This is a genomic window from Flavihumibacter rivuli (assembly GCF_018595685.2).
GTDB classification, from domain to species: domain Bacteria; phylum Bacteroidota; class Bacteroidia; order Chitinophagales; family Chitinophagaceae; genus Flavihumibacter; species Flavihumibacter rivuli.
Window position 1 is genome coordinate 1,340,891 of sequence record NZ_CP092334.1, and the last position, 25,634, is coordinate 1,366,524.

The 25,634-nt window shown below is 49.9% G+C and carries 23 protein-coding genes; 7 read left to right on the forward strand and 16 right to left on the reverse strand.

Annotation, left to right across the window (positions count from 1 at the left end; genetic code table 11):
- Nucleotides 1–26: 26 nt before the first annotated feature.
- Nucleotides 27–1,667, reverse strand: coding sequence for an ABC-F family ATP-binding cassette domain-containing protein (locus tag KJS94_RS05935; protein ID WP_214446392.1), 1,641 nt, complete (start codon nt 1,665–1,667; stop codon nt 27–29).
- Nucleotides 1,668–1,839: 172 nt separating this feature from the next.
- Here KJS94_RS05935 and KJS94_RS05940 point away from each other — a divergent pair, with 172 nt between their 5' ends.
- Entirely contained in the window at nt 1,840–2,778 is a 939-nt protein-coding gene (locus tag KJS94_RS05940) for a hypothetical protein (protein ID WP_214446393.1), read from the forward strand.
- Nucleotides 2,779–2,863: 85 nt separating this feature from the next.
- Here KJS94_RS05940 and KJS94_RS05945 read toward each other — a convergent pair whose 3' ends face one another.
- From KJS94_RS05945 to KJS94_RS05970, 6 genes are all read right to left on the reverse strand, one after another.
- Nucleotides 2,864–3,628, reverse strand: a complete 765-nt coding sequence (locus tag KJS94_RS05945; protein WP_214446394.1) for a succinate dehydrogenase/fumarate reductase iron-sulfur subunit — start codon at nt 3,626–3,628, stop codon at nt 2,864–2,866.
- A gap of 114 nt (nt 3,629–3,742) precedes the next feature.
- A complete protein-coding gene (locus tag KJS94_RS05950; RefSeq protein WP_214446395.1) occupies nt 3,743–4,090 on the reverse strand; it encodes a four helix bundle protein in 348 nt (115 codons plus the stop codon).
- A gap of 149 nt (nt 4,091–4,239) precedes the next feature.
- Nucleotides 4,240–6,213, reverse strand: a complete 1,974-nt coding sequence (locus tag KJS94_RS05955) for a fumarate reductase/succinate dehydrogenase flavoprotein subunit (RefSeq protein ID WP_214446396.1) — start codon at nt 6,211–6,213, stop codon at nt 4,240–4,242.
- 127 nt (nt 6,214–6,340) lie between these two features.
- Entirely contained in the window at nt 6,341–7,048 is a 708-nt protein-coding gene (locus KJS94_RS05960; protein ID WP_214446397.1) for a succinate dehydrogenase cytochrome b subunit, read from the reverse strand.
- A gap of 491 nt (nt 7,049–7,539) precedes the next feature.
- Entirely contained in the window at nt 7,540–7,947 is a 408-nt protein-coding gene (locus tag KJS94_RS05965; protein ID WP_214446398.1) for a DUF3276 family protein, read from the reverse strand.
- 131 nt (nt 7,948–8,078) lie between these two features.
- Nucleotides 8,079–9,905, reverse strand: a complete 1,827-nt coding sequence (locus KJS94_RS05970) for an ABC transporter ATP-binding protein (protein ID WP_214446399.1) — start codon at nt 9,903–9,905, stop codon at nt 8,079–8,081.
- Between the two features lie 427 nt (nt 9,906–10,332).
- On the opposite strand from KJS94_RS05970, the gene KJS94_RS05975 reads away from it, so the two are divergent.
- The gene (locus tag KJS94_RS05975) at nt 10,333–11,280 is read left to right on the forward strand and encodes a sugar phosphate isomerase/epimerase family protein (protein ID WP_214446400.1); all 948 of its coding nucleotides are present in this window, start codon (nt 10,333–10,335) and stop codon (nt 11,278–11,280) included.
- Between the two features lie 137 nt (nt 11,281–11,417).
- Here the strand turns inward: KJS94_RS05975 and KJS94_RS05980 are convergent, their stop codons facing one another.
- The 5 genes from KJS94_RS05980 to KJS94_RS06000 form a co-directional block, all read right to left on the reverse strand.
- Nucleotides 11,418–12,866 (reverse strand): TolC family protein, encoded by a 1,449-nt coding sequence (locus tag KJS94_RS05980; RefSeq protein WP_214446401.1) that lies wholly within the window; start codon nt 12,864–12,866, stop codon nt 11,418–11,420.
- A complete protein-coding gene (locus KJS94_RS05985; protein WP_214446402.1) occupies nt 12,859–16,002 on the reverse strand; it encodes an efflux RND transporter permease subunit in 3,144 nt (1,047 codons plus the stop codon). Before KJS94_RS05985 ends, KJS94_RS05980 begins: the two co-directional genes overlap by 8 nt.
- Before the next feature lie 65 nt (nt 16,003–16,067).
- On the reverse strand, nt 16,068–17,168 hold the full coding sequence (locus tag KJS94_RS05990; protein WP_214446403.1) for an efflux RND transporter periplasmic adaptor subunit: 1,101 nt from the start codon (nt 17,166–17,168) through the stop codon (nt 16,068–16,070).
- A 53-nt stretch (nt 17,169–17,221) separates the two neighbouring features.
- On the reverse strand, nt 17,222–17,611 hold the full coding sequence (locus tag KJS94_RS05995) for a hypothetical protein (RefSeq protein WP_214446404.1): 390 nt from the start codon (nt 17,609–17,611) through the stop codon (nt 17,222–17,224).
- A gap of 197 nt (nt 17,612–17,808) precedes the next feature.
- Nucleotides 17,809–18,600, reverse strand: coding sequence for a carboxylesterase family protein (locus KJS94_RS06000; protein WP_214446405.1), 792 nt, complete (start codon nt 18,598–18,600; stop codon nt 17,809–17,811).
- A gap of 43 nt (nt 18,601–18,643) precedes the next feature.
- On the opposite strand from KJS94_RS06000, the gene KJS94_RS06005 reads away from it, so the two are divergent.
- Together KJS94_RS06005 and KJS94_RS06010 are read left to right on the forward strand one after the other, a co-directional pair.
- The gene (locus KJS94_RS06005) at nt 18,644–19,657 is read left to right on the forward strand and encodes a type-X family DNA polymerase (protein WP_214446406.1); all 1,014 of its coding nucleotides are present in this window, start codon (nt 18,644–18,646) and stop codon (nt 19,655–19,657) included.
- Between the two features lie 126 nt (nt 19,658–19,783).
- Nucleotides 19,784–20,170: a hypothetical protein gene (locus KJS94_RS06010; RefSeq protein ID WP_214446407.1), complete on the forward strand. Its 387-nt coding sequence runs from the start codon at nt 19,784–19,786 to the stop codon at nt 20,168–20,170.
- A gap of 68 nt (nt 20,171–20,238) precedes the next feature.
- Here KJS94_RS06010 and ftsH read toward each other — a convergent pair whose 3' ends face one another.
- The 3 genes from ftsH to KJS94_RS06025 all read right to left on the reverse strand — a co-directional run bounded on the left by ftsH (nt 20,239) and on the right by KJS94_RS06025 (nt 23,025).
- The gene (ftsH, locus tag KJS94_RS06015) at nt 20,239–22,212 is read right to left on the reverse strand and encodes an ATP-dependent zinc metalloprotease FtsH (RefSeq protein WP_214446408.1); all 1,974 of its coding nucleotides are present in this window, start codon (nt 22,210–22,212) and stop codon (nt 20,239–20,241) included.
- A gap of 18 nt (nt 22,213–22,230) precedes the next feature.
- Entirely contained in the window at nt 22,231–22,719 is a 489-nt protein-coding gene (locus KJS94_RS06020; RefSeq protein ID WP_214446409.1) for a YbhB/YbcL family Raf kinase inhibitor-like protein, read from the reverse strand.
- A 120-nt stretch (nt 22,720–22,839) separates the two neighbouring features.
- Nucleotides 22,840–23,025, reverse strand: coding sequence for a hypothetical protein (locus tag KJS94_RS06025; protein WP_214446410.1), 186 nt, complete (start codon nt 23,023–23,025; stop codon nt 22,840–22,842).
- Nucleotides 23,026–23,187: 162 nt separating this feature from the next.
- On the opposite strand from KJS94_RS06025, the gene KJS94_RS06030 reads away from it, so the two are divergent.
- Nucleotides 23,188–23,826 carry a dienelactone hydrolase family protein gene (locus KJS94_RS06030; protein WP_214446411.1) on the forward strand — a complete coding sequence of 213 codons (639 nt, stop codon included), beginning with the start codon at nt 23,188–23,190 and terminating at the stop codon, nt 23,824–23,826.
- 10 nt (nt 23,827–23,836) lie between these two features.
- Nucleotides 23,837–24,451 carry a phosphoribosyltransferase gene (locus KJS94_RS06035; RefSeq protein WP_239804309.1) on the forward strand — a complete coding sequence of 205 codons (615 nt, stop codon included), beginning with the start codon at nt 23,837–23,839 and terminating at the stop codon, nt 24,449–24,451.
- A 106-nt stretch (nt 24,452–24,557) separates the two neighbouring features.
- Here the strand turns inward: KJS94_RS06035 and KJS94_RS06040 are convergent, their stop codons facing one another.
- On the reverse strand, nt 24,558–25,073 hold the full coding sequence (locus KJS94_RS06040; protein WP_214446412.1) for a YciE/YciF ferroxidase family protein: 516 nt from the start codon (nt 25,071–25,073) through the stop codon (nt 24,558–24,560).
- A 128-nt stretch (nt 25,074–25,201) separates the two neighbouring features.
- Between KJS94_RS06040 and KJS94_RS06045 the strand changes: the two genes are divergently transcribed.
- On the forward strand, nt 25,202–25,591 hold the full coding sequence (locus tag KJS94_RS06045) for a hypothetical protein (RefSeq protein ID WP_214446413.1): 390 nt from the start codon (nt 25,202–25,204) through the stop codon (nt 25,589–25,591).
- The last annotated feature ends 43 nt before the right edge of the window (nt 25,592–25,634 follow it).

The following is a 25,634-nucleotide window of genomic DNA, read 5'->3' on the forward strand; positions in this document are numbered from 1 at the left end:
GCCTTTAAATGGATTATTTAACAAGATCAGGCAAGCGCCTGTTCGGCGTACATTTCTGACCGCAATTGCTTTACCCTATCATCATCCAGGTATTCATCGAAGGTCATGAGGCGGTCGATGATACCGGTAGGCGTCAATTCGATGATTCGGTTGGCTACCGTTTGCATGAAGGTATGGTCATGCGAGGTAAGCATTACGATTCCAGGGAAGCTTTGACAACCTTCGTTGAAGCTCTGGATACTTTCCAGGTCGAGGTGGTTGGTAGGCTGGTCGAGCATGACCAGGTTGGGGTTCTGCAACATCATCCGGCTGATCATACAACGCACTTTTTCACCCCCGCTCAGCACATTGGTCTTCTTCATGATATCATCACCGCTGAAGAGCATCTTTCCCAGGAAGCCGCGAAGGAATGGCTCATCGGCATCGGTCACATGCGATGGTACGAACTGGCGCAACCATTCCAGCAGGGACAAGCCCTCGGTGAAAAAATCGTTGTGTTCCAATGGCAGGTAAGCACTGGTAATGGTAGTACCCCATTCAAACTTTCCACTATCCGCCTTGCCATTATTATTGATGATCTCGAAGAAACGGGTTACCGCCAGGGGGTCCTTACTAAGGAAGGCGATCTTATCACCCTTGTTTACACTGAAGGTAACTTTATCGAAGAGCACACGGCCATCTACAGAGGCAGCCAGGTTCTCTACGTTCAGGATCTGGTTGCCCACTTCGCGCTGTGGCTGGAAGATGATACCAGGATAGCGGCGGTTACTGGGTTCGATCTCTTCGATCGTCAATTTTTCCAGGGCCTTCTTACGGCTGGTAGCCTGCTTGGACTTCGAAGCATTGGCACTGAATCGGGCAATGAACTCCATAAGGGCAGCACGCTTCTCCTCTACCTTTTTGTTCTTATCGCTCAACTGGCGGCTCATCAACTGTGAGCTCTCGTACCAGAAAGTGTAGTTACCGGTAAAGATCTTGATCTTCTGGCGGTCGACGTCGGCCACGTGGGTACATACGGCATCCAGGAAGTGACGGTCGTGCGATACCACCAATACAATATTCTCGTAATCGGCCAGGAAGTTCTCCAACCAGCTGATGGTTTCAATATCGAGGCCGTTGGTAGGTTCATCCAGCAACAGGATGTCAGGGTTTCCAAAAATGGCCTGGGCCAGGAGCACCCTCACTTTCATGTTACCAGGGATATCCTTCATCAGGCTTTGGTGGAACTGCTCAGGAACACCCAATTCACTCAACATGCTTCCCGCATCACTTTCCGCAGTATAGCCGCCCATTTCACCAAATTCAGCTTCCAACTCACCGGCACGCATACCATCCTCTTCAGTAAAATCAGCTTTTGCATAGATGGCATCGCGCTCCTGCATCACTTCCCACATCTTCTGGTGCCCCATCAGCACGGTATTCAAAACCGTCACCTCATCATAGGCAAAGTGGTTTTGCTTCAATACCGCCATCCTTTCACCAGGGGTGATGGTAACAGTACCCTTGTTGGGTTCTATTTCACCGGACAGGATCTTGAGGAAGGTGGACTTACCGGCACCATTGGCACCAATCACACCATAACAGTTGCCCTTCGTGAAATTCAGGTTCACTTCGTCAAACAACACCCTTTTACCAAAGGACAACGTAACATTATTAACCGAAATCATATATATCTCCCTTTTTCGAGGCGCAAAGGTACGAACAAAGCATGAGCTTTTGCGCACCGTTTGAACATTCCAATTTTAACGGAGCTCTTATCGTAAACCACTTAACAAAAAGTGCTTTTATATTACACAAATGTTTAACTTATCTAACTTTAACTTATCTCACCGTCTTTGTATGAAAAGTTTGATCATTCTACTTACCGGGCTGGTTTTCCTTTCCATTGCCTGTGGGAACGCTTCCCAGCAAAAGGAAAAAGAGCCAACCGGGGCCATAGCAGGTTCCGAAACGATCGATACCAGTTATTTCCCCGCAGGACATGGCCTGGAGTTTGCTGTTGCAGAAGACAACTCCCTGGGAGCAAGCCTATCCAGGATCAAGGTGTTCCTCAAGGGAAACCCTGAAAACACTATCGATGCAGGGGAAAAGGACCCGATCATCAATACCCTGGTCGCCGATCTTGATGGCAATGATACCAATGAGGTCTATATCATCACCCAGGCGGCGGGGAGCGGGTCATATGGCACTATCCTGCCCTTCACCCTTGATGGGCAACAGCAACTCCGAACCATAGCCCTACCAGAAATTACGGATGCCGATAAAGGACCGGGTGGAAGGTTCGAAGGATATGACGGACATGATTCGATATTCATAGCTGAAAATAGGCTGAAAAGGACCTTTCCTGTTCCCGGATCGCCTAAAGAGGAAAATTCGGTTATTGGTCAGCGTAAGCTAATCAGTTACATGCTTACCCCGGCAGGACTGGAATATGCAAAGGAAACCATGACAGGGGCTGATCGCGACAGCCATGGTTGCATTGGCGCAACAGGCTACACCTGGTCGGAACTTCAGCAGGAATGTATCCGATTATTCGAACGCGCGACAAGGCTGAATGCAAATGGTGAAATGGCCAGTAAGGCAGAAGCGGCCTATATATTTTTCAATGCCGACCAATCAAAAGCTGAACTCTGGCTACCGGGGAAGAAGGGTTCTATCCTATTGGAGCGGAAGGGAAAGGAAGGTGGCCATAGCTGGGAGAATGGCCAACTCAAGCTATATCCATGGAAGGGGTATATCCTTAAGGATGGTGAAAAACTGATCTACGCAGGTGGCTGAGCCTGCCCTGACCAGGCTATTGAATATAACAAAAGGGTCAAAACAGGATTACCTGCATTGACCCTTTACTTATGATTAGTTGCGATTATTTCTCAGCAGTGAGGCCAGCACCAATGTATTCCGCATTGAGGCGAGCGATATTGGCGATGGAAATTTCCTTCGGGCAAACGGCTTCACAAGCACCAGTATTGGTACAAGCGCCAAATCCTTCACGGTCCATCTGGGCCACCATGTTCAGCACTCGACCCTTACGCTCGGGACCACCCTGAGGCAACAAGGCCAGGTGGGAAACCTTGGCAGAAAGGAAAAGCATGGCAGAACTGTTCTTACAGGCTGCAACGCAGGCACCGCAACCGATACAAGCTGCAGCAGCGAAAGCGGCATCCGCTTTATCTTTTTCTACGGGAATGGCATTGGCATCAACAGCATTACCGGTATTTACAGAGATGTATCCTCCAGCCTGGATGATACGGTCGAAGGCAGTCCTATCCACTACCAGGTCCTTGATCACCGGGAAAGCATTGGCCCTCCAGGGTTCTACCACGATGGTGTCACCATCCTTATACGCACGCATGTGGAGCTGGCAGGTGGTATTGGCATGCCAGGGACCATGGGGCTTACCGTCAATATACATGGAGCACATACCGCAGATTCCCTCGCGACAATCGTGGTCGAATGCGATAGGTTCCTTGCCTTCGCGGATCAATTCCTCGTTCAATACATCGAACATCTCCAGGAAGGACATCTCCGAAGAAATATTCTTCACCTGGTAAGTTTCAAAACGTCCTTTGTCCTGACTGTTCTTCTGTCTCCACACTTTGAGTGTGAGGTTCATGGTGTAGTGTTCCATATTCATTTATTATGTGGATATGTGGATATGTGAATATGTGGACATGAGAATCCACATCATAACCAGCATCCATTAATAATTACAATCCAATTTACGAATCAACTATTAATCAAATTATCGGGAGGCTTTAGCAGTTAATATGATCCTGCTGATAACAGTTATGATACCTTCCGCTTGCACCCTTAGCTGGGTTGAAGTAGGCAAATGGTCGCTTCTTTCACATACAATTATCCAAAAAAGGGCTTCACTCGTTTCCTTAACAGCTCCTTTCATCTTATGAATAAAATCAGCCTTACTTTCTGCATGCTGGGCCTCAAAAACATGCGCTCCGGGACTTGTTCCTGAACGCATCAGTTGATTGGCCAGGTCATACTGTTTCAATCCTCTCAATATTTCACAGAACTTCAAAATTTCGACAGCAAAATCCAATGTCATCCCTACAATCTTGTTAGGCTCCTGCATATCATCAATTTTACAGCAACCTAACAATTCCTACACTATCCTACTACCGTTTAATAACCCAAAACAAGGTAGGGAGTATTAAATCCAATGGTATGAATATCCGCACATGTCCACATGTTCACATATCCACATGTCCACATGACTACCACTTATTTATAGGATCTCTGACTCGGCTTCGCTACTTCGAACATCAGCTCTTCCTTATGCAGGTTCCAGTTGTGTTCGCCGGCGTATTCCCAAGCAGCAACATAGGCGTACTTGGCATCGTCACGCATGGCTTCACCTTCTTCGGTCTGGCTTTCCTCACGGAAGTGACCACCACAACTTTCGTTACGGTTCAGGGCATCAATACACATCAATTCACCCAGTTCAATGAAGTCGGCTACACGGTTGGCTTTGTCCAGCTCAGGGTTCATTTCATTGATACCACCGGGGATGCGCACATCAGACCAGAATTCCTTCTTCAGCTGGCGGATCTCATCGATCGCCTGCTTTAACCCTTCCTCGTTACGGGCCATACCACACTTATCCCACATGATCTTACCTAAACGCTTGTGGAAGCTTTCTACTGTTTGCTTACCATTGATATTCATCAGCTGGTTGATCCTGTCTGCCACTTCCTTCTCCGCTGCAACGAAGGCAGGGTGATCGGTTGGGATGGCCGGTGTACGGATCTCATCAGCCAGGTAGTTTCCGATTGTATAGGGAATAACGAAATAGCCATCAGCAAGACCCTGCATCAGCGCAGAGGCACCCAAACGGTTGGCACCGTGGTCGGAGAAGTTGGCTTCACCGAGGGCATAGAGACCCGGAACAGTGGTCATCAGTTCGTAGTCAACCCACAACCCACCCATGGTGTAGTGAACGGCAGGGTAAATACGCATGGGCACTTCGTAGGGGTTCTCACCGGTGATCTTCTCGTACATATCGAAAAGGTTACCGTACTTCTCTTTCACCACTTCCTTACCCAGTTCGGTGATCATGTCCGCACTGGCACCTTGGATATTGCGCTTATTCACTTCTGCCTTGCCATAACGCTGGATGGCATCAGCATAGTCGAGGTATACAGCCTGCTTGGAAGTTCCTACGCCATAACCGGCATCACAACGCTCCTTGGCAGCACGGCTGGCCACGTCGCGGGGAACCAGGTTACCGAAGGCAGGATACCTTCTTTCCAGGTAGTAATCCCTTTCTTCTTCAGGAATCTCATTTGGTTTGCGATCATCACCCTGCTTCTTGGGCACCCAGATACGACCGTCGTTACGCAGAGATTCCGACATCAGGGTCAGTTTGCTCTGGTGGTCACCGCTAACCGGTATACAGGTGGGGTGGATCTGCGTGAAGCAGGGGTTACCGAAGTAAGCACCCTTCTTGTGGGCCTTCCAGGCGGCAGTTACGTTGCTACCCATCGCGTTGGTGCTGAGGTAGAATACGTTACCATAACCTCCAGAGCACAGCAATACCGCATGGCCGAAATGGCGCTCCAGCTGGCCGGTAACGAGGTTACGGACAATGATACCGCGTGCCTTGCCATCGATAACCACCACATCCAGCATTTCATGACGGCTGTACATGGCTACATTACCCAGGGCCACCTGGCGCTCCAGGGCCTGGTAGGCGCCGATCAGCAACTGCTGGCCGGTCTGACCGGCAGCATAGAAGGTACGCTGAACCTGGGTCCCACCGAAGGATCGGTTGCTCAGCAATCCACCATATTCGCGGGCGAAGGGAACCCCTTGTGCCACACATTGGTCGATGATATTTACACTCACCTCAGCAAGGCGATGCACGTTGGCCTCACGGGCACGGTAGTCGCCCCCCTTAATAGTGTCGTAGAAAAGTCGGAAAACGGAATCACCATCATTCTGGTAATTCTTGGCGGCATTGATACCACCCTGTGCTGCAATGGAGTGCGCACGACGGGGAGAATCCTGGAAACAGAATGCCTTTACTTTATACCCTAACTCTCCCAGTGCGGCAGCGGCTGAAGCGCCTGCCAGACCGGTACCTACAACAATCACCTCCAGTTTACGCTTGTTGGCCGGGTTAACCAGCTTACAATGACCCTTGAAATAGGTCCACTTCTGATCTAAAGGTCCGGCGGGAATTTTAGAATTGAGCATATATCCTAAGTTAGATTCGTTAAAGTGTTGAAATTACACGGTATTTGTTTTACACAACCATTTTGTTGTCTGAATGCCTTTACGCTATTGGGATACCTTCAACATGACCAGAAGGCAGGCCCTTCATTTAGGCTACCCAGCCAAGGTACATGGCAATTGGCATCAGCGCAAAGAGCAGCGGAACCAGGATGGAAAAGCCCAATCCCAGTGATTCCAACAGCACATTGTATTTTTTGTTGTGTACACCCACCGTACGGAAGGCACTCTGGAAACCATGGGCCAGGTGGTATCCAAGGGAGATACAACCCAACACATATACGATCACCACCCAAAGCTGGGAGAAAACGATCTTCATTTCACCAAACATATCGTGCATTTCCACGCCATTATAGGCTACCGGGGCCAGGGTATGGGTGAAACGGGCTTTAGTCCAGAAATGGGCCAGGTGCAAGACCAGGAATAACAGGATCAGGGTACCCAACAAGCCCATGGCACGACTGTACCACTTGCTGCCACGGTTCCCCAGGTTCACTTCATAACCTACTGCACGGGCACTACGGTTCTTTGCTTCCAGCATGAAACCCTGAACGATATGCAGGAGCAGTCCGGCGAAAAGGCCAATTTCCATAATGCGGATCACCACGGTTGAACCCATGAAATGAGCAGCCTTGTTGAACATGGTGCCATTATCATCGGCATTGAAGATGGGGAGATCGGCGAATATGCAGGCGTTGATGCCTACGTGTACAATGAGGAATGAAATCAGGAATAATCCGGTAAGACCCATTACGAACTTCTTTCCAACCGAAGAGGTGAAGAAATCAGACCATTTCATACGGAGCTAGTGTTTATGATTTGACACAAAAATAACAATCGAAGCCTTCGCTTGCGTTTTTCCGCAAAGTTTTTATTGCTGATTAATGCAAAAACCTGAACAGTTTCGATGCTTTGCGACATACATGAAACCTAACCTTAATGCATGATGGGAGTTGGGATGGAAGAAGCCCGGGTATTTAATTGGAGAATGATGACAGGCCAGAAAGCATCGTTTGCACTAAACTGTTATGGAAAGCGGAATAACAATAACCCTTGACCAAAACCAATTAGCACCTCAACAGCAAAAAGAAGAAGGAATATGGATAATGATTGGGAAACCTGAAATTTCTGTAATTCCATTTTTTCGAGGTAATCAATCAGTCATTAGCTCCCATAGTAACAATTTCAAAAGCTGGCGAGGAAAGATTTGTGCTTATCATGCTGCAGTATCCCTAAAAAAACAGCCCCGGGAAACCGGGGCCGTTGGAATAAGCAATTGGTTGGTTAAAATCACCACTTGTCAACTTCTTCATCATTACCGGCGGCTGGCTGGGCACTGCTGGCGTTGTTGTTCACAACGATAACAGTCTCTTCCACGCTTTCGATAATTTCGCCATCCTCAGCGAGATTGTCGTGGTTATAGGCATCGAAATCAAAATCTGGCATCAGGTCTGTCTTAACGTAATCTACTGCTTCTGTCAGCGCCTTCAGGAACTTGTTGAAGTCCTCCTTGTACAGGAAGATCTTATGCCTGTCATATCCATTATCATCAAACTTCTTACGACTCTCAGTAATGGTCAGGTAGTAATCATTGCTACGGGTAGCCCTTACATCAAAGAAGTAAGTCCTTCTCTTACCAGCCCTGATACGCTTACTGTAAACGCTTTCCATCTTTTTGTCGTTGTTCTCGTACGCCACAGTTGTAGATTTTTTAGTACAGTTAAAAATTTCTTTAGGTTCTGAATTAAGTAGGAGCAAATATAAGGATGTAAATGAATTAGCAAAATTTTATAAAACTTTTATCCTACGATAAGTGTTTCCTCCTATATTCAAGCTGCGTCTTCATCCTGGTCATCTTGCTGGTGCTCGTACAGGTAGGCATAATAGCCATTGTTATTGATTAATTCCTCATGCGTTCCCATCTCCGCAATGCGACCATCTTCCATCACAACAATGGTATCAAATTCGAAGAGCGAGAATATCCGGTGTGTGATGATAATTGCTGTTTTATCATGCAAAAACGCATATAGATTACCGATAATCTGTTTTTCTGTCTTGGCATCCACCGCACTGAGGCAATCGTCAAACACCACTACCTTAGGATCCTTTACCAGTGCGCGGGCAATGCTTATCCTTTGCTTTTGACCGCCACTCAATGTAACTCCCCGCTCCCCTACCATGGTCTCATACTGCTGGCTGAATCCTTCTATCTCTTTATGGACGCTGGCTGCCCTTGCCGCCTTTTCCACCTGCTCATCCGACGCTGCCCCCAGGCCAAATGCGATATTGTTGCGGATGGTATCACTGAACAGGAATACATCCTGCGGCACATAAGCCACCTGGTTGCGCAATGCCTGCAGGTCGATGGACCGCAGGTCAACCCCATCGATCCTGATACTTCCTTCATTGGGGTCATACATGCGCAGCAGCAATTGGGCCAGGGTTGTCTTCCCACTTCCCGTCCGCCCAATGATCGCCACTTTCTGGCCCTTATTGATGTTGAGGGTGAATTTATCCATCGCCCTGATGCCGGTATGGGCATAGGTAAAGCTTACCTGGTCGAAACTGATATTGCCTTCAAAAGCAGGCTCAACAGGGTTTTCAGGTTGGTGGATCAGGGTGTCGGTCTGCAGGAATTCATTGATCCTTTTCTGCGATGCAGCTGCACGCTGGATCATGCTGGCCGTCCAGCCGATGGCACTCACCGGGAAAGTGAGGATATTAATGTACATGATGAATTCTGCCAGGGTTCCTGTGGTCACACCCGATCCCGGCTGCATGGCATAGATACCTCCCACCAGGATGGTCATCAGGGTACTGATACCGATCATCAATGACATCGATGGAAAATAGATGGCTTCCACTTTGGCAAGGCCAATGGCATTCTGACGATAGGCCTCACTGTTTTGTTCAAAGAAAAGTTGCTGGGCCTTCTCCTGCACGAATGACTTGATGACCCTGATGCCTGAATAGGATTCCTGTGCAGTGGTCGTCAGGTCACTCAGCAAGGCCTGGATGCGCTCACTTTTCCTGTTGATGATGGTGTTCACATAATAGATGGTAATAGCCAATAACGGCAGGGGAGCCAATACCAGCAAGGTCAGCCTGGGATTGGCCCGGAGCATGTACCATACACTGAAGCTGATGGTAAAGGCCAGGTTGATGAAGTACATGATGGCCGGACCGGTATACATCCTTACCCTGCTCACGTCTTCGGCTATGCGATTCATCAGGTCACCGGTACTGTTCTTCTTGTAAAAGCTCAGGTCGAGCAACTGGTAATGCTTATAGATCTCATTCTTCTGTTCATATTCAATATACCTGCTCATTACAATGATGGTCTGGCGCATCAGGAACATAAAGAAGCCGGAAATAAGGGCTACTGCCAGCAATACCACACCGCAGAGTAGCACTATCCTGCCAAAGCTCATATCGTGGGTAAAATCGACCATGAACTGCACCAGCGGGTCGTAGGCATGCACCTGTTTCCTGGGCTGGTAACCAGGCAACTGCTTCTCCACCGCATCGATCACGAATCCGGTGATCTGGGGCGCCAGGATGCGGAAATAGTTGGACAACACTATGAAAAGTATGCCCAGGAAGAAGCGTACGCGGTATTTCCAGAAATATTTATAAAGGGCGGAAAGATGTTTCATTGGTGCGAAGGTAAGGAGGAGGGAGGGAGATGTGGAGATGTGGAAATGTGAAAATGTGGAGATGTGATAGCTATGCCAACCGGTTAGGTTCGTTTAGATCTGGCCCCCCTCCGCTTCGCTAAAAGGGCAAAGTGTGGAAATGTGGAGTTCCTCCTATGTTAAAGCTTCGGCGGGTGGGGTGTGGAGAGGTGACTATTCGCCAACCAGGCTGAACTGCTCATGGTGACGCACCTTTTTCATGTTACCAAGATATGCAGGCCTGCAATTTTTTATCCGATCCTGATCAGTATTTAACACCATCCTAGACCGGAAACCGCTCATACCGCCTCTGCAACCACTCACCACTGACCAACCAAAATTGAACGGTTGCCACCTGCCAGGTCAAGCCGATTTCTTCGTATATTTTGCCTTCATAAATCAACTTAACATGTCAACGAATCGCCGCCAATTCATCAGGCAGGCCGGTACCCTGGCTGCAGGTGTTGCAGGCCTCTCCTTACTGGACAACCCTCTTTTTGCCGCACCGGCACCCGCCAAACCTTTCTTCGAGATCTCCCTTGCCCAATGGTCGCTCCACAAAGCGCTTTTCAAGAAGGAACTCGATAACCTCGACTTCCCCGCCAAAGCCAGGAAGGATTTTGGCATCAGCGTAGTGGAATACGTGAACCAATTCTTCAAGGACAAGGCAAAGGACGAAGCCTACCTGAATGAACTGCTCAAGCGATGCAAAGACAATGGGGTAACCAACCACCTGATCATGTGCGATGGTGAAGGGGAACTGGGCGATGCGGATGAAGCTGCACGCACCAAGGCAGTAGAGAACCATTACAAGTGGGTGGATGCCGCTGCCTTCCTGGGTTGCAAGACCATCAGGGTGAATGCAGCAGGAAAAGGCACCGCTGAAGAAGTGGCCAAACGAGCAGCCGATGGACTCCACAGACTTGGAGAATATGGTGCCAAGGCCGGCATCAACGTGATCGTGGAGAACCATGGTGGATACTCTTCCAATGGCCAGTGGTTATCAGGTGTAATGAAATCCGTAAACCTGAAAAACGTAGGAACCCTGCCCGACTTCGGCAATTTCTGCATTAAGCGCGATAGCGCTAACTGGATGAACTGCCTCGAATCCTACGACCGTTATGTAGGCACCCAGGAACTGATGCCTTTCGCCAAGGGCGTTAGTGCCAAGAGTTACGACTTCGACGAGAAAGGCAATTGCATCGAAACAGACTATTATAAGATGCTTAAGATCGTGAAGGAATCGGGCTTCAAGGGCTATATCGGCATCGAATACGAAGGAAGCAAACTTTCAGAAGATGACGGTATCCGCAGGACAAAGGAATTGCTGGAACGTGTGGCCAAATCAATGAAATAGAACCCAACTTACCAGGAAGAAAAAAGAGCGCAAACGCGCTCTTTTTTTACAACTGGCATCTAACATCAACATACAACCGAAAAAAACTACTAACCGGTTTTACTGGAAGGTGTTTATTAGTAATGTTTTTCTCCTGTTTACTTCCATCCCCCACCCAGGGCCCTGTAGAGGTCAACCTGTGCAGCGAACAATTTCCTCCGGTTATTCACCAGTTCAAGTTCTGCATCCAGTACGCCTTTCTGTGCAGTGATCACTTCCAGGTAATTCGCATATCCTCCTATGTAGAGATCCCTGGCTGTACTTACCGCAGCTGAAAGGATGGCGAACTCGCGCTCCTTATATCCATATTGCTCATTCAGGTTCCGGAGGTTAGACAACTGTGTAGCAACTTCCTGGTAAGCATTCAGGAGGCTACGCTGGTATTGGTAGAAAGCCGTAAGCTGCTGTGAACCGGCAATCTTTAGGTCTGCTTTCAACTGCTTCCTGTTCAGGACTGGCGCACTCAATCCGCCCAGAACGCCCCAGGCAATAGATTCCGGCGTGAAGAGTACCGAAGTCCGGAAACTGTTCAATCCGGCGTAGGGATTAATAGTTAAAGCCGGCAGGAAAGCCGCCCTCACCGCAGCCACATCGGCCCTGGCAGCCTGCAGTTGCCATTCTGCGGCCTGGATATCCGGACGGTTCAGCAACGCATTACCGGGCACCCCTTGCCGTAAGTTTGGCGCCAGGGGTTGTTGCAGGATGGGAGTACCCCTGCGGATGGGTTGCGGATATCGCCCCAACAGGAAATTAAGTTCGTTCTCCACTCCCACGATCTGTTGCTTCACCCCAAACTCCATGGCCTGGGTACGCAACAACTGCGCTTCAAACTGCTGCACGGCCAATTCGGTTGCTCTCCCTCCCTGCTTCTGTATCTTCACTACATCCAGCGCCTGCTGTTGCAGGTTGATATTCTTCTTGAGGATATCCAATTCATTGTCCAGGCTCAGTAACTCGTAATAGAGTCCTGCAACTTGTGCCACCATTTGGGTAGACAGGAGTCGCTGTTCCTGGCGGGACGCTTCATAACGGGCAATGGCCGCTTTCTTCTGGCTCTTCAGCTTACCCCAGAGATCCACTTCCCATTGGCTGCGCAGGCCAATGAAATAATCCGGTGTAACCGGGTCCGGGATCTTTTTGTCACCGGTCACATTAGGTGAAAGATTGGAGTCGAAGTTGCCGACACCGTTCATGGTGTAGTCGCCGTAGTTATCCACGCCTGTAGAAACCACCGCATTCACCGTGGGCCAGAAGGCCGCACGACGCTGCAACACCTGCTGATTGAGAATAGCGATCTTCTGCATGGCCACCTGCATATCGGGGTTGTTCACCATGGCCGTATCCACCAGTGAAGCCAGGAATTTGTCGGAATAGAACTGTTTCCATGGCTGGTCACCAGTACCCAGGGAATCTGCTGCATTGCCTGCCGAACCCGGCAACTGTTTAACCTCCGGCTCCCTGACCGGCGCTGCCACCCGGCAGCCCGTGACCACCCAAAAGGCAGAGACAGCGATCAATACCAGCGACCAATTATTTCGTTTATACATTTTCGTTATTTACTTGATTGTTCAGAATGACAGGCTTTTCCTTCTTTCCCATGGATGCGAAGAGGAAGTAAAGACCGGGGATCACCAAAACCCCGAAGACCGTACCGATCAGCATCCCACCGGCCGCAGCCGTCCCAATGGAACGGTTACCCATGGCACCGGCACCACTGGCCATACAGAGCGGGATCAGGCCCGCGATAAAGGCAAAGGAGGTCATCAGGATGGGACGCAAACGCGAGGCAGCTCCTTCACGGGCTGCATCCAAAACGCTTAATCCTTCCTTGCTTCGCTGGATGGCGAACTCCACGATCAGGATGGCGTTCTTGCCCAACAAACCGATGAGCATTACCAGTGCCACCTGCGCATAGATATTGTTCTCGAGGCCGAACAATTTCAATGCAGCGAATGCACCGAATATCCCGGCTGGCAAGGACAATATAACAGGCAGGGGCAATAGAAAACTTTCATACTGCGCCGCCAGCAACAGGTAAACGAAAATGAGACAGATGATGAAGATGTAAACGGCCTGGTTACCGGACAGCACCTGTTCACGGGTCATACCACTCCATTCAATGCTGAAACCACGCGGCAATTGGGTAGCGGCTTCCTCTATGGCAGCAATGGCATCACCGGAACTATAGCCCTGCGACGCATCACCATTGATCATAGCCGAAGTGTACATGTTGTAGCGGGTCAACTGTTCTGGCCCATACACCCTTTCCAGCCTGATGAAAGTGGAATAGGGCACCATCTCCCCCCTGTCATTCTTCACATACAATTGAAGGATATCCTCAGGGCCTTTACGGTATTGAGGGTAAGCCTGCACCATAACCTTATACATCTGACCGAAGCGGATGAAGTTGGTGGCATAAAAGCTACCCAACAGGGTTTGCAGGGTACTCATTGCATTGTCCACAGTCACCCCTTTCTTCGCTGCCATATCATGATCAACATGCACCAGGTATTGAGGGAAACTGGGATCGAAACTGGTGAAGGCCGCGCTGACTACAGGGGAAGCTTCCAGGCTGGCAATGAATTGCCTGGTCACCTGGTCTGTTTGCTGCAGGTTACCTGAACCGGTCTTATCGATCAGTCGAACTTCAAATCCACTCGCGTTACCGAAGCCCGGTACCGTTGGCGGTGGGAAGAATTCAATACGCGCGTCCTGTATGTGTTTGGTCTTCTCCTGTAAAATAGCCATGATATCATTTACCGACTCTTCCCGTTCATGCCATGGCTTGAGGTTGATCATACCCATACCATAAGAAGCACCGGCCACTTCATTCACCAGGCTATAACCTGCAAGGGTGGCAACCGATTCAACTGACTTTAGCTTCGAAGCCTCTGCCTGCACCATATCCAGCACCTTCTCGGTACGCTCCACTGTTGCACCCTGTGGCGTGGTCACGTTGATGTACACCATACCCTGGTCCTCCGTCGGGATGAATCCACTGGGAAGGATCTTGCTGACACCAAACGTAGCAACGCAGAAAAGTATCAGCAGGCCAAAGGTCACCATACGCCTGCCGGCAATGCGGTTGATAAGGCCATTGTATTTCCCCGCAATGCCATCATAGCCATTATTGAACTTGCGGAAAAAAGCCTTCAACCAGCCCTTGCCATTGGGGTTGGTATGCTTCAGCATCAGGGCACAGAGCGCCGGGGTAAGCGTTAACGCATTGATGCCGGAGATCACGATAGAAATGGCCAGTGTCAGGGAGAATTGGCGGTAGAACACCCCCACAGGTCCCGAGAGGAAAGCAACAGGCACAAATACAGCCGACATTACCAGCGTGATCGCCACGATAGCACCACTGATCTCCTTCATGGCTGCAACAGTCGCATCCATGGCGGAAAGATGTTCTTCGTGCATCTTCACGTGAACGGCTTCCACCACTACAATGGCATTGTCCACCACGATACCGATGGCCAATACCAGTGCGAACAAGGTGAGCAGGTTGATGGAGAAGCCCAGCGCCTGCATGAAGGCTAGTGTACCGATCAGCGCCACTGGTACGGCCAATGCTGGGATCAGGGTAGAACGAAAATCCTGCAGGAAGATGAACACCACGATGAACACGAGGATGAAAGCTTCCACCAGGGTCTTCAGAACTTCCTTGATGGAAGCATCCAGGAATCGTGATACATCGTAAGCGATATTGAATTCCATTCCCGGAGGAAAGGAGGTTTCTTTCAATTCCGCCATCCTTTCCTTCACTGCATTGATCACCTCCCTCGCATTGGAGCCTGGTCGCTGCTTCAACATAATGGATGCCGCAGGCCGCCCATCAGTCTTGGATGCCATACTATAAGTCATGGAACCAAACTCCACATCGGCAATATCTTTCAACCTTAACAGGGATCCATCTTCCTTGGCACGGATCACAACGTTTTCATATTGTTTGGGCTCGAAATACTTACCGGTATAGCGGAGCACATATTGCATGGACTGGGCTTCCCTTCCAGAGCTTTCGCCCAGTTTACCAGGGGCCGCTTCAATATTCTGGTTACGCAGGGCCTGCACCACTTCTTCAGCCGAAACAGTATAGGCTACCATGCGGTCGGGTTTCAGCCATACACGCATGGAATACTCACGTTGGCCCATGATCTCGGCAAAGCCCACACCATCAATACGCTTCAATTCCTGTAGGATATTGATATCGGCAAAATTGTAAATAAAAGCTTCATCTGCAGCGGTATCCTTACTCATCACGTTCAGGTATAGCAGCATACTATTCACTTCCTTCTCCGTGGTCACACCCGCCTTGATCACCTCTTCCGGCAATTCATCCAATACCGTGGTCACACGGTTCTGGACGTTTACGGCGGCCACATCAGGATCGGTACCTACTTTGAAGAATACCTGGATCAGGGTATTCCCGTTGTTACTGGATACGGAGGACATATAGGTCATGCCGGGCACACCATTTATGGCGCGTTCCAGCGGTGTGGCCACGGCTTTCGCACATACTTCAGCGTTAGCACCGGTGTACTTTGCAGTTACTACCACTGAAGGGGGTACGATATCAGGGAATTGGGTTACCGGGAGGGTAAAGAGGGCCAACAAACCCAGCAGGGTAATGATCAGTGAGATCACCAGCGACAACACCGGTCGCCGGATAAAAGTTTCTACCATATGTATATGACTATATTGAGCAGCCACCTGCCAGGTGGCTGCCGGTTATGGGCTTCCAGAATTAATTATTGCTTAACGACAGTGTAGCGCGGCTTCACTTCCATACCATCACGCAGGTTCTGCGCGCCTTCATAAACGATCTTCTCACCGGGCTGCAAACCTGATACTACCAGGTAGGATTGTGCCAGGCGGCTGCCGGGGATAAAGCTGCGTTGGTGGATGCGATTGGATTGGTCCACGGTAAACACAAATGATTTATCCTGGATCTCGAAAACCGATTTCTGCGGAACCATTACCACATCGTTCACCGCATTGGTGAGTTTTACTTTACCGGTGGCGCCATGCTTCAGGAGCCTGTCAGGATTCGGGAAGCGTGCACGGAAGGCAATGGAACCCGTACTTTCATCAAACTCCCCCTCCATGGTCTCGATCTTTCCGTGGTATTTATAATGGGAGCCATCGGCCAGTTCCAAGGCAATGGGATCGTCCGACCCCTCCTGCTTTTTTCGGGAGAATTGTAAGTATTCATTCTCGGATACATTGAAATACGCATATACTTCTGCGTTATCCGATAAGGTGGTGAGCAATGAACCTTCTTCCAGCAATGAACCAGCCTTCAATGGGATCCGGTTGATATAGCCATCGAAAGGTGCACGGATCTCAGCATAGGACAAATTAAGGGCCGCCCTTTCTTTCTCTGCCTGGGCTTCTTTTGCCTTGGCGCGTGACGCATCCAGCTTAGCCTTCGCCAAATCAAGTTCAGATCCGGCCACCACATTCTTTTCTGCCAACAGCTTCACCCGCTGCATTTCCAGCTCAGCCGATTTTACTTCAGCCAGGGCATTCAGGTAATTGGCATCCGCCTTTGCCAACGCATTGGCGAACTCCGCTTTATTCATCTTGAACAAAACCTGTCCTTTCCTTACAAATTGGCCTTCATCAACCAGGATACTTTCCAGGAAGCCGTGACCCTTTGAACGGATCTCCACGTTTCGCACGGCCTGGATATCCGCTACATAAGCGGAATTCAAGAGGGTATCAACCTGGGTGAGCGCCATTACCGGCACTTCAGGAATATCTTTCTTATTTTTCTCTGCGGAATTGGCTGTACAGCCGGCAATAAACAATGGGGTAGCAAGAACCAGTAGCCAGTTCAGTCGTGACATATTTTACATTTTAATGATTAGGATCCAACACTTAACAAGCAATGGGATTCACATTAAAATGGCGTCAATCGGAATAGGTAGCCCACGAAATCAGGGCTCTTGAGAAAGTCATATCGAATATAAGGAAAAAAGCTAACCTGGAGGGAAGATAGATCGGGCATATCCTCGTTCCGTTCAGCCACAGGCACTTGCAAAATCACCCGGTAACAGGCTGCCCTTAAACCATCCGGCACCAGGTTGAACCTGCTGCAGCAGGCACGCAAAACCTCTGCAGGACCAAACTCCACTGTTTCAAGACTATGTTGCAGCTGCGGCGCTTTGGCAGTGATCCTGCATGGCTCTGGACTTTCCCCAAAAAAATCCGCCCTGGCATCAAAAGAAGCCAGTAACAGCCAAAGAAGGCTGATACAAAAAGAGAGCAATTTGGGTTTAAATGCTTGCATCGGACTTATTAACGGGATTATTGAACGATTGTTCAGGCCCTATTAAATTCCTCCGCAAGCTATTAAGAAACCCTTCCTGCCCATGTTAATGCAGATTAAAATTTCATGAAAATAGAAAATGTGCAATCATTGTTAAGCTAACCAAACCCGCTATACATGCAGGTTTTAGAGAGGTGCGAGGATTAACCCAATAGGTTTTATTTCCTGCGCTTCTTACTGAACATCCAACCAAGGTAATCAGGTTCTGCAAAGGCATTATCCCAACTATTATGGCCAACTCCCGGATACTCACTGTAACGAGGCGATGCTTTCAGGCTCTTTAACCGATCGACCATTTTCCTTGATTCGGCAACACCCACAACAGGATCGGCATCGCCATGGAAGATCCAGAAAGGAATACGTGCAGTATTCTTATTGTAACTATTGGCATCTCCCCCACCGCAGATCGGAAGCGCTGCGGCAAAAAGGCGGGGATTATGGTAAACAGCTTCGAAGGTGCCCATACCCCCCATTGATAGACCGGTGATGTATACATGCTTTTTGTCCACTAGTTTTTCATTCAGCAAACTATTGGTCAGCTCTATCACGGACACCAATGGGGCCCGCATCGGGCGGGTATAGTTAAAATCCATCAGCAGCGGTTGCTTGCTTCGGTCTATGCTTACAGAGGCCCAATAGTCATTAGCGGGACATTGCGGGAATACCACGATGCAGGGGAATTGCTCGCGGTTCTTCTCGTCAAGGAAAAGTTTGGCACCATGGGTCAACTGCTTTTCATTGTCACTGCCCCGCTCCCCTGCGCCATGCAGGAATACTACCAGCGGGTATTTCCTGGATGGATCGTATTGCTTAGGCAGCAGGATCCTGTACCGAAGGGTATCGCCTTTTGAACTCACGAATTGCTTCTTTTCAAACAGGCCCATATCCTGCGCCCTGAGGATGAATGCAGGAAGCAAGGCAACAATGAACAGTAAAACGATCTTTTTCATACCTGTAAACTACAATATTGTCGTAACTTATAGGAAGCAATTTATGGCCAATTCAACAACCATAAAATCCCCCAACCACAACAAGGAGTTAGCAGCGATCTTCCGGAAAATGGCAGACTGTTACCGTTACCTTGGACCAGGTGAGCGCTTCCGTGCCATCGCTTATGAAACAGCCTCCCGTACCATCAGCAATATGTCAGAACCCATCGACACAATGATGGATGATATCAAGCAACTCGATGAGCTGAAGGGTGTGGGGGAAAGCATTGCGGAAAAGATCAACGAATACCTGCACACTGGCAGCATCAAGACCTTTGACAAACTAAGGAAGAAGGTCCCACTGGACCTGCTGGAACTAATGGATGTAGAAGGCATTGGTCCCGCAACAGTAAGGACGCTGCACGACACATTGAAAGTGGAGAACCGGGAGGCACTCTCCAGGGCCGTGGCTGAAGGGAAACTGGAAGGCCTTAAGGGCTTTGCCCAAAAGAAGATCGATAACCTGAAGAAGGTTTTGAAGGTCAGCCAGGAAAAAGCACGGATGCCCCTGGCAACAGCGGAACGGATAGGCCAGGTAATGCTGGAGGAATTGCGGCGTATCAGTGGGGTACATCTCGCCTACCTGGCAGGAAGTTTGAGAAGGAAGAAAGAAACGGTTGGGGATATTGATATCATCCTTACGGCAGATCGAAGGGAATGGAAACGGATCGTGAAACAATTCACCTCCCTGCCACAGGTAGAACGGGTGTTGGCCAGCGGGGAAACCCGGGCCAGCGTGGTATTGAAGGATGGCGGGGTTCAAGTGGATATCCGGATCGTGCATGATTATGAATACGGGGCAGCCCTGCTTTATTTCACCGGAAGCAAGGAACACAATATCCAATTGCGCACGATCGCGAAGAACAAGGGCTGGAAGATCAACGAATACGGTGTCTTCGATTCAGCCACCAATAAAAGACTGGCCGGTGAAACAGAGGAGGAAATTTACCAGCTTCTGGGACTGCAATATGTGCCACCTGAGAAACGGTTGGGGAAGGATGAGTTGGTGAAATTGTAGTTCTTTTTTGCCACTAAGGCGCGAAGACACCAAGTAACACGAAGTTCCTAAGACCTTTGTGCGCCTTCGAGCCATAGTGTCTTCGTGGCCCAAATTTTTTAATACTCTTTAACGAACGAACAACCCATGCCCAATTCAATCATTAACCACTACCATGAGGAACTGGAGGACTGGCACAACACCATCGAATTCTACTCCGGTGAGATAGAAGGTTTTGAAGCCAGTCTCTCAGACCTGATCCACAGCAATACCATTCCCCACCTCGCTGAGAATGCGGAGTATTTCCTGAACCAGTTTTCGGGCCTGCGGTCCGAGTTTGGTGGCATTGGCATGGAACTGGCTGCGCAGGAAGCAAGGCTCGAAGAGAAAGAAAAAATGGAGCAGGATGTAAAATATGCTTCCCAGGTGACCCAACAGCAGAACACCCTGCGTGACAGGATGAAAACGGTTGAGCAGCATTTTATTGAACTCAAATACAGCTGCCAGCAGTTTTTGGCTACGCATCACCGTTAGGTTGGTTTTTATGCCACGAAGGCTCGAAGACACGAAGAGGCACAAAGGTCTTTGTGTTTCTTGGAGCCTTAGTGACTTTGTGGCCCTTCTATTACCTGCGCTTCTGCCACAGGTCGTTTACCCAAAAGCCCCACCAGGTCTTCCTGGTACACCACTTCCTTTTTCAAGAGAAATTGCGCCAATGCCTCCAATTGCGGGCGATGCTCCGTTAACAATTCCAGGGCTGCCTGGTAAGCCTTGTCCACCAGTTTGCGCACTTCCTCATCGATCAACCTTCCCGTTGCTTCGCTGTAGGCCTTTTGCAGGGAAGATTCATACGTACCCGTGGAATCATAAAAACTTACCTGCCCTATCTTTTCATTGAAGCCCAGGTAGGCCACCATCTTATAGGCTTCCTTGGTCACTTTCTCCAGGTCATCGAGGGCGCCAGAAGTAACCTCCCCAAACACCAACTGTTCTGCAGCCCTGCCACCCAGTGTTGCAGAAAGCTTTTCCGTCAATTCCAGTTCGGTCCTCAGCTGCCTTTCTTCCGGCAGGTACCAGGCCGCCCCCAGGGCCTTGCCTCGCGGTATAATGGATACTTTCGACAGCGGATCAACATGCGGTAGGTACCAACTGGTCACCGCATGCCCTGCTTCATGATAGGCAATGATCGTCTTCTCCGTTGGTGAGAGGATCTTGCTCTTCCGCTCCAAACCCGCAATGATGCGATCGATGGCATCCATGAAATCAACCCTTTCGATCTTATCCTTCTTCCTCCTAGCCGCAATCAATGCCGCCTCATTGCAGATATTGGCAATATCGGCCCCCGAGAACCCCGGTGTTTGTGCTGCCAGGAAGTCCACATCTACATCCCCGGCCATCACCAGCGGCCGCATATGGACTTTGAAGATGGCCTTGCGCTCTAATTGGCTGGGTAATTCCAGGTAGATATGGCGGTCGAACCGACCAGGACGCAGCAGGGCTGGATCCAGCATATCAGCACGGTTGGTGGCCGCCAGCACAATGACGCCGCTATTGGTGGAGAAACCATCCATCTCTGTCAGCAACTGGTTCAGGGTACTCTCCCGCTCATCATTGGCACCAGTATAAAAAGCATTTCTTCCCCTTGAGCGGCCCACCGCATCGATCTCATCAATGAACACAATACAAGGCGCTTTCTCCTTGGCACGGCGGAAAAGGTCGCGTACCCTGGAAGCACCCACCCCTACGAACATTTCCACAAACTCGGAACCACTAATAGAAAAAAAAGGCACCTGTGCTTCGCCGGCAACTGCTTTAACGAGTAGGGTCTTACCCGTTCCCGGTGGACCAACAATGATCACACCTTTGGGGATCTTGGCACCAAGCCTGGTATAACGTGCAGGGTCCTTGAGAAAGTCCACTACTTCTTTCACTTCTGTCTTAGCCTCCTCCAATCCTGCCACATCATCAAAGGTCACGGTACTCTTGTCCTCCTTCTCATGAAGGGTGGCCGTTGATTTCCCGAAATTGAAAATGGAAGAACCCCCACCGATATCACCGGTACCCATCCTTCCCAGGAGGAAACGCCAGAGCACCAGCATGATGACTAACGGTAATATCCACTCGAAGATCGCAATGCCCCAATTACGGGTAGTCTCGTATGTGATAGGGATTTTTTCTTTGTCAGCGGTATTGCGTTGCGCATCGGCCATCTTCCGTTCAAACAAATCGATGGTACCAATGGCCAGCTCGTAATGCGGTCCGGGCCTGATACCCGAGCCAAACCTCGGCTTCAGCACCTCGCGGAAATAAGGGTCATTGACGAATGAAGGTTTAATGTATACCTGTGCTGTTTGGCCATTGACCACCACGATCCTTTCTACGGCATGTTTGGGGAGGATGGACTGTTCGAATTCCTGCCAGTTTAATTGTTTAGCCCCTAAACCCTTGCCAAAGAGGTATGGCAGGAGGATCAATGCCAGGAGCAGGATATAGAACCAATACCACCTGGCCGGGCCAGGCAGCCCTTTCTTCGACCTGTCTTTTCCATTTGGGGAGGTTGGGGGAGTATTGCTCATGGTCGTTCAATTGCGGATTTATTTCCTTTGGTATAATCCCACCAACTCCCCAAAGCCAATGATATGGCTGCCCATGGCCCTTTCCAGCTCGATCTTCCGGGCTCCTTCCCCAAGGCCAAGTTGGGTACCCAGCGCATAGACCTTGAAATGGTAATGGTGGGCTGGGCCTCTTGGTGGACAGGGTCCGCCATAGCGGTTATCGCCGAAATCGTTACGGCCCTGCACTGGTGGATGCACATCTTCCTTAAGAAGTTGCGTGGCGGGCATATTCCAGGCCAGCCAATGCACCCAGGTACCAACAGGGGCATCGGGATCATCCACGATGATGGCGAGGGATTGGGTACCTTCGGGCAGGCCGCCGATATGCAATGGCGGACTTACACCTGCACCATCGCAGGTATAGCGGTGGGGAATCTCCCCTTCCTCGGTGAAAGCTTCACTTGTCACCGTAAGTGGCACATAGTGTAGTGCGGAGGATAACTCTTCGTGGTAAGCTTGGTGGCTCATGGCAGGTCAATTTTAGGATAAGTTTTTTTCGCCACGAAGACTCGAAGACACTAAGTACACACGAAGGTCATAAGGTCTTTGTGTTGCCTTACTGCCTTTGTGCCTTCGTGGCCCCCAACCTCACTCCTTCCCCGGTGGGGGTATCTCCTCCGGTTCATCCGTGCCTGGTTCTTCCTCGGGGAAAACCAATGGCTCTTCCTCCGGTAATGCCGGGCTCTCAGGCTCCTCGAAAGGTTGCAGTTCCGGCTCTTCTTCCGGCACCGGTATCTCTGCTGGCTGACCGGGATATTGTTTCTTAGGTAACATCGCTTATACTTAACTGTTAGACCAATTCCGCTGCCTTTTGAAACAGGGTATTTAAAGTTAACCGAAATGGCCCCCATATCCCATGAGTAAGGTCAAGCCCCGCCGTGATGATGGTCAGCCGGACCACCCCGCCAAGGCGCTAGATTTGAACAAAGCATGAACATGGCCAATATCGACCAGGCCTCGGTGAGGATACCCGTTGGCCGAACCCATTTGGATGGACTACTCATCCTGCCCCCCAACCCGAAAGGGATGGTGATCTTTTCCCATGGCAGTGGCAGCAGCCGCTTCTCCCCCCGTAACCAGATGGTCGCCCGATTCCTCAATGGCCTGCATTTTGGCACCCTGCTATTCGACCTGCTGACCGATATGGAAGACATTGACTATTCCATGCGCTTCAATATTCCCCTGCTGACGGAAAGGCTGGTGCTTGGTACAGAATGGCTCATCCAGCAACCCAATACCAAGGCCCTCCCCTACGCCTTTTTCGGTGCCAGCACCGGTGCGGCTTCAGCCCTAAAGGCTGCTGCACATTTGCCCGCCACCACTGCCGTAGTAAGTCGGGGTGGCCGGCCCGACCTCGCTATGGACGAATTGCACCTGGTGAATGCACCTACCCTGCTCATTGTGGGCAGCCGCGACCATGATGTGCTCCGGTTGAATGAAACTGCCTATGCCGAATTACCGGGCATAAAACAGTTATCCATTGTGGAAGGTGCCACCCATCTTTTCGAGGAAGCAGGTAAGATGGAAGAAGTCTGCCGGTTGGCCGGCGATTGGTTTACCAAATACCTCTTTTAAAGCCCAACCCATGATGTTCCGCAACAGGATCGACGCAGCCGAACAACTGGTCCCCAGGCTCCAGGCCTATAAAGGCAAGGAAGGGATCGTATTGGCCGTTCCACGCGGAGCCATTCCCATGGGCTATGTATTGGCAAAGGCCCTGAACATGCCACTGGATATTGTCCTTACCAAGAAGATCGGCTATCCCGGCAACCCAGAATATGCTATTGGCGCAGCGGGATTGGAAGATGCCTATATGGTTCCCCATCCCGATGTAACGGACAACTATATACGCGAAACGACCGAGAAGGCCAGGGTGAGGCTGAAGGAAATGAACAAGGTCTTCAGGAATGATCAACCCCTACCCGACTTGAAAGGAAAGGTGGTGATCATTGTAGATGATGGGTTGGCAACTGGCAGTACCATGATGGCCACAGTACGGATGTTGAAGAAATCACAGCCAGCCAGGCTGGTGGTGGCGGTGCCCGTGGCTTCCGATAGCGCGGTAGCCAAACTGCAACCGGAGGTGGATGATCTGGTATGCCTATCGGTACCAGATACTTTCTATGGCGTCGGGCAATTCTATGACGATTTTCCCCAGGTAGAAGACCATGAGGTGCTCGCCTGGTTGAAGAAAAAATAGGCCTTTCTTAGGGATGGCCACGAAGACACTAAGACACTAAGTACACACGAAGACCTTGTGCCCTTTGTGCAAATTCGTGCCTTCGAGCCTTCGTGGCAAAACCCACCTATAGTATCAATGAAGACTTTGCCTGTTTATTGATCTTTTCCTCCGCCAGGCGTGACAATAGCTCATCCTGCTCCTTTTCTTCCAATAACATCAGGTGCAGTTCCCCGGCAAAATCCTCCCTTTGCAGCAACCTGCAATAAGCCGACAGGGTACCGTACTTGGCAATATTATAATGATTCACACACTGCTGTATCAGGATCATTCCCGCATTCAGCACCTCGTGGTCAGAAGATTTCGCCATTAACTCATTCAGTTCATGCACAATACCCCCGATCACCGCATTCCTATGTCCAGCTGCCGAGCTGCCCAGGGATTCCAATAGCATCCTCAATTTCCCTGCATGGCGCTGCGCCGACTGGCTGTCGCGGATGAACAAGGCTGCCAACTCCAGTTCCGTGGCATGGTTCGACATGCGTTCCAATTCCTTTGCCCAATGGGCTTCTCCCTCATGCAGGCTCTTTAATTCCATGATCAATAGATCATAGAGCGTCACAATATCCCTGATCTTTTCCATACGCCAGGATTTAGGATTCAATTTAGTCCTTCATAGCGGCAATAACTTTGACCAAGGTCAAGACGGCCGATGATTGCTATCAAACCCAATCTGCCTGCAATAGGTTTATTTCACTAAAAAATAAGTCCATGTCAACGGAACGCACATACCACCAGGCCGATGCCATCCATAGCGAAGTGAAGGATGGTATCAGCAAGCTAGGATTCTACCGTAACGAGTTGATGGTATGGGAACAGCGCATCCGAGAAGTGCTGGCCCGATACACGGATCGGCCGGTCAATACCCAGGGCAATACCCTGCTCCTCAATATCAATGATCTCCATGAAAGGGGCCTTGCACTCGAAAACGATTTCATGGAAGAAGGCAGGCACCTGGCGGATGAACTTCGCATCCGTGGCATGCTGGTGGAATTGGACCTCCAGCCAACAAAAGAACTGCACGAACGCTTGGGTTACTTCCAGAAAGATGTCCGTGAGTTCCGCGATACCATCAACGACTATGTTGGGAAGTGGCTATAAGTCAACCACTGAAAGGGAATCTTTGCTATCTTACAGGTATAAC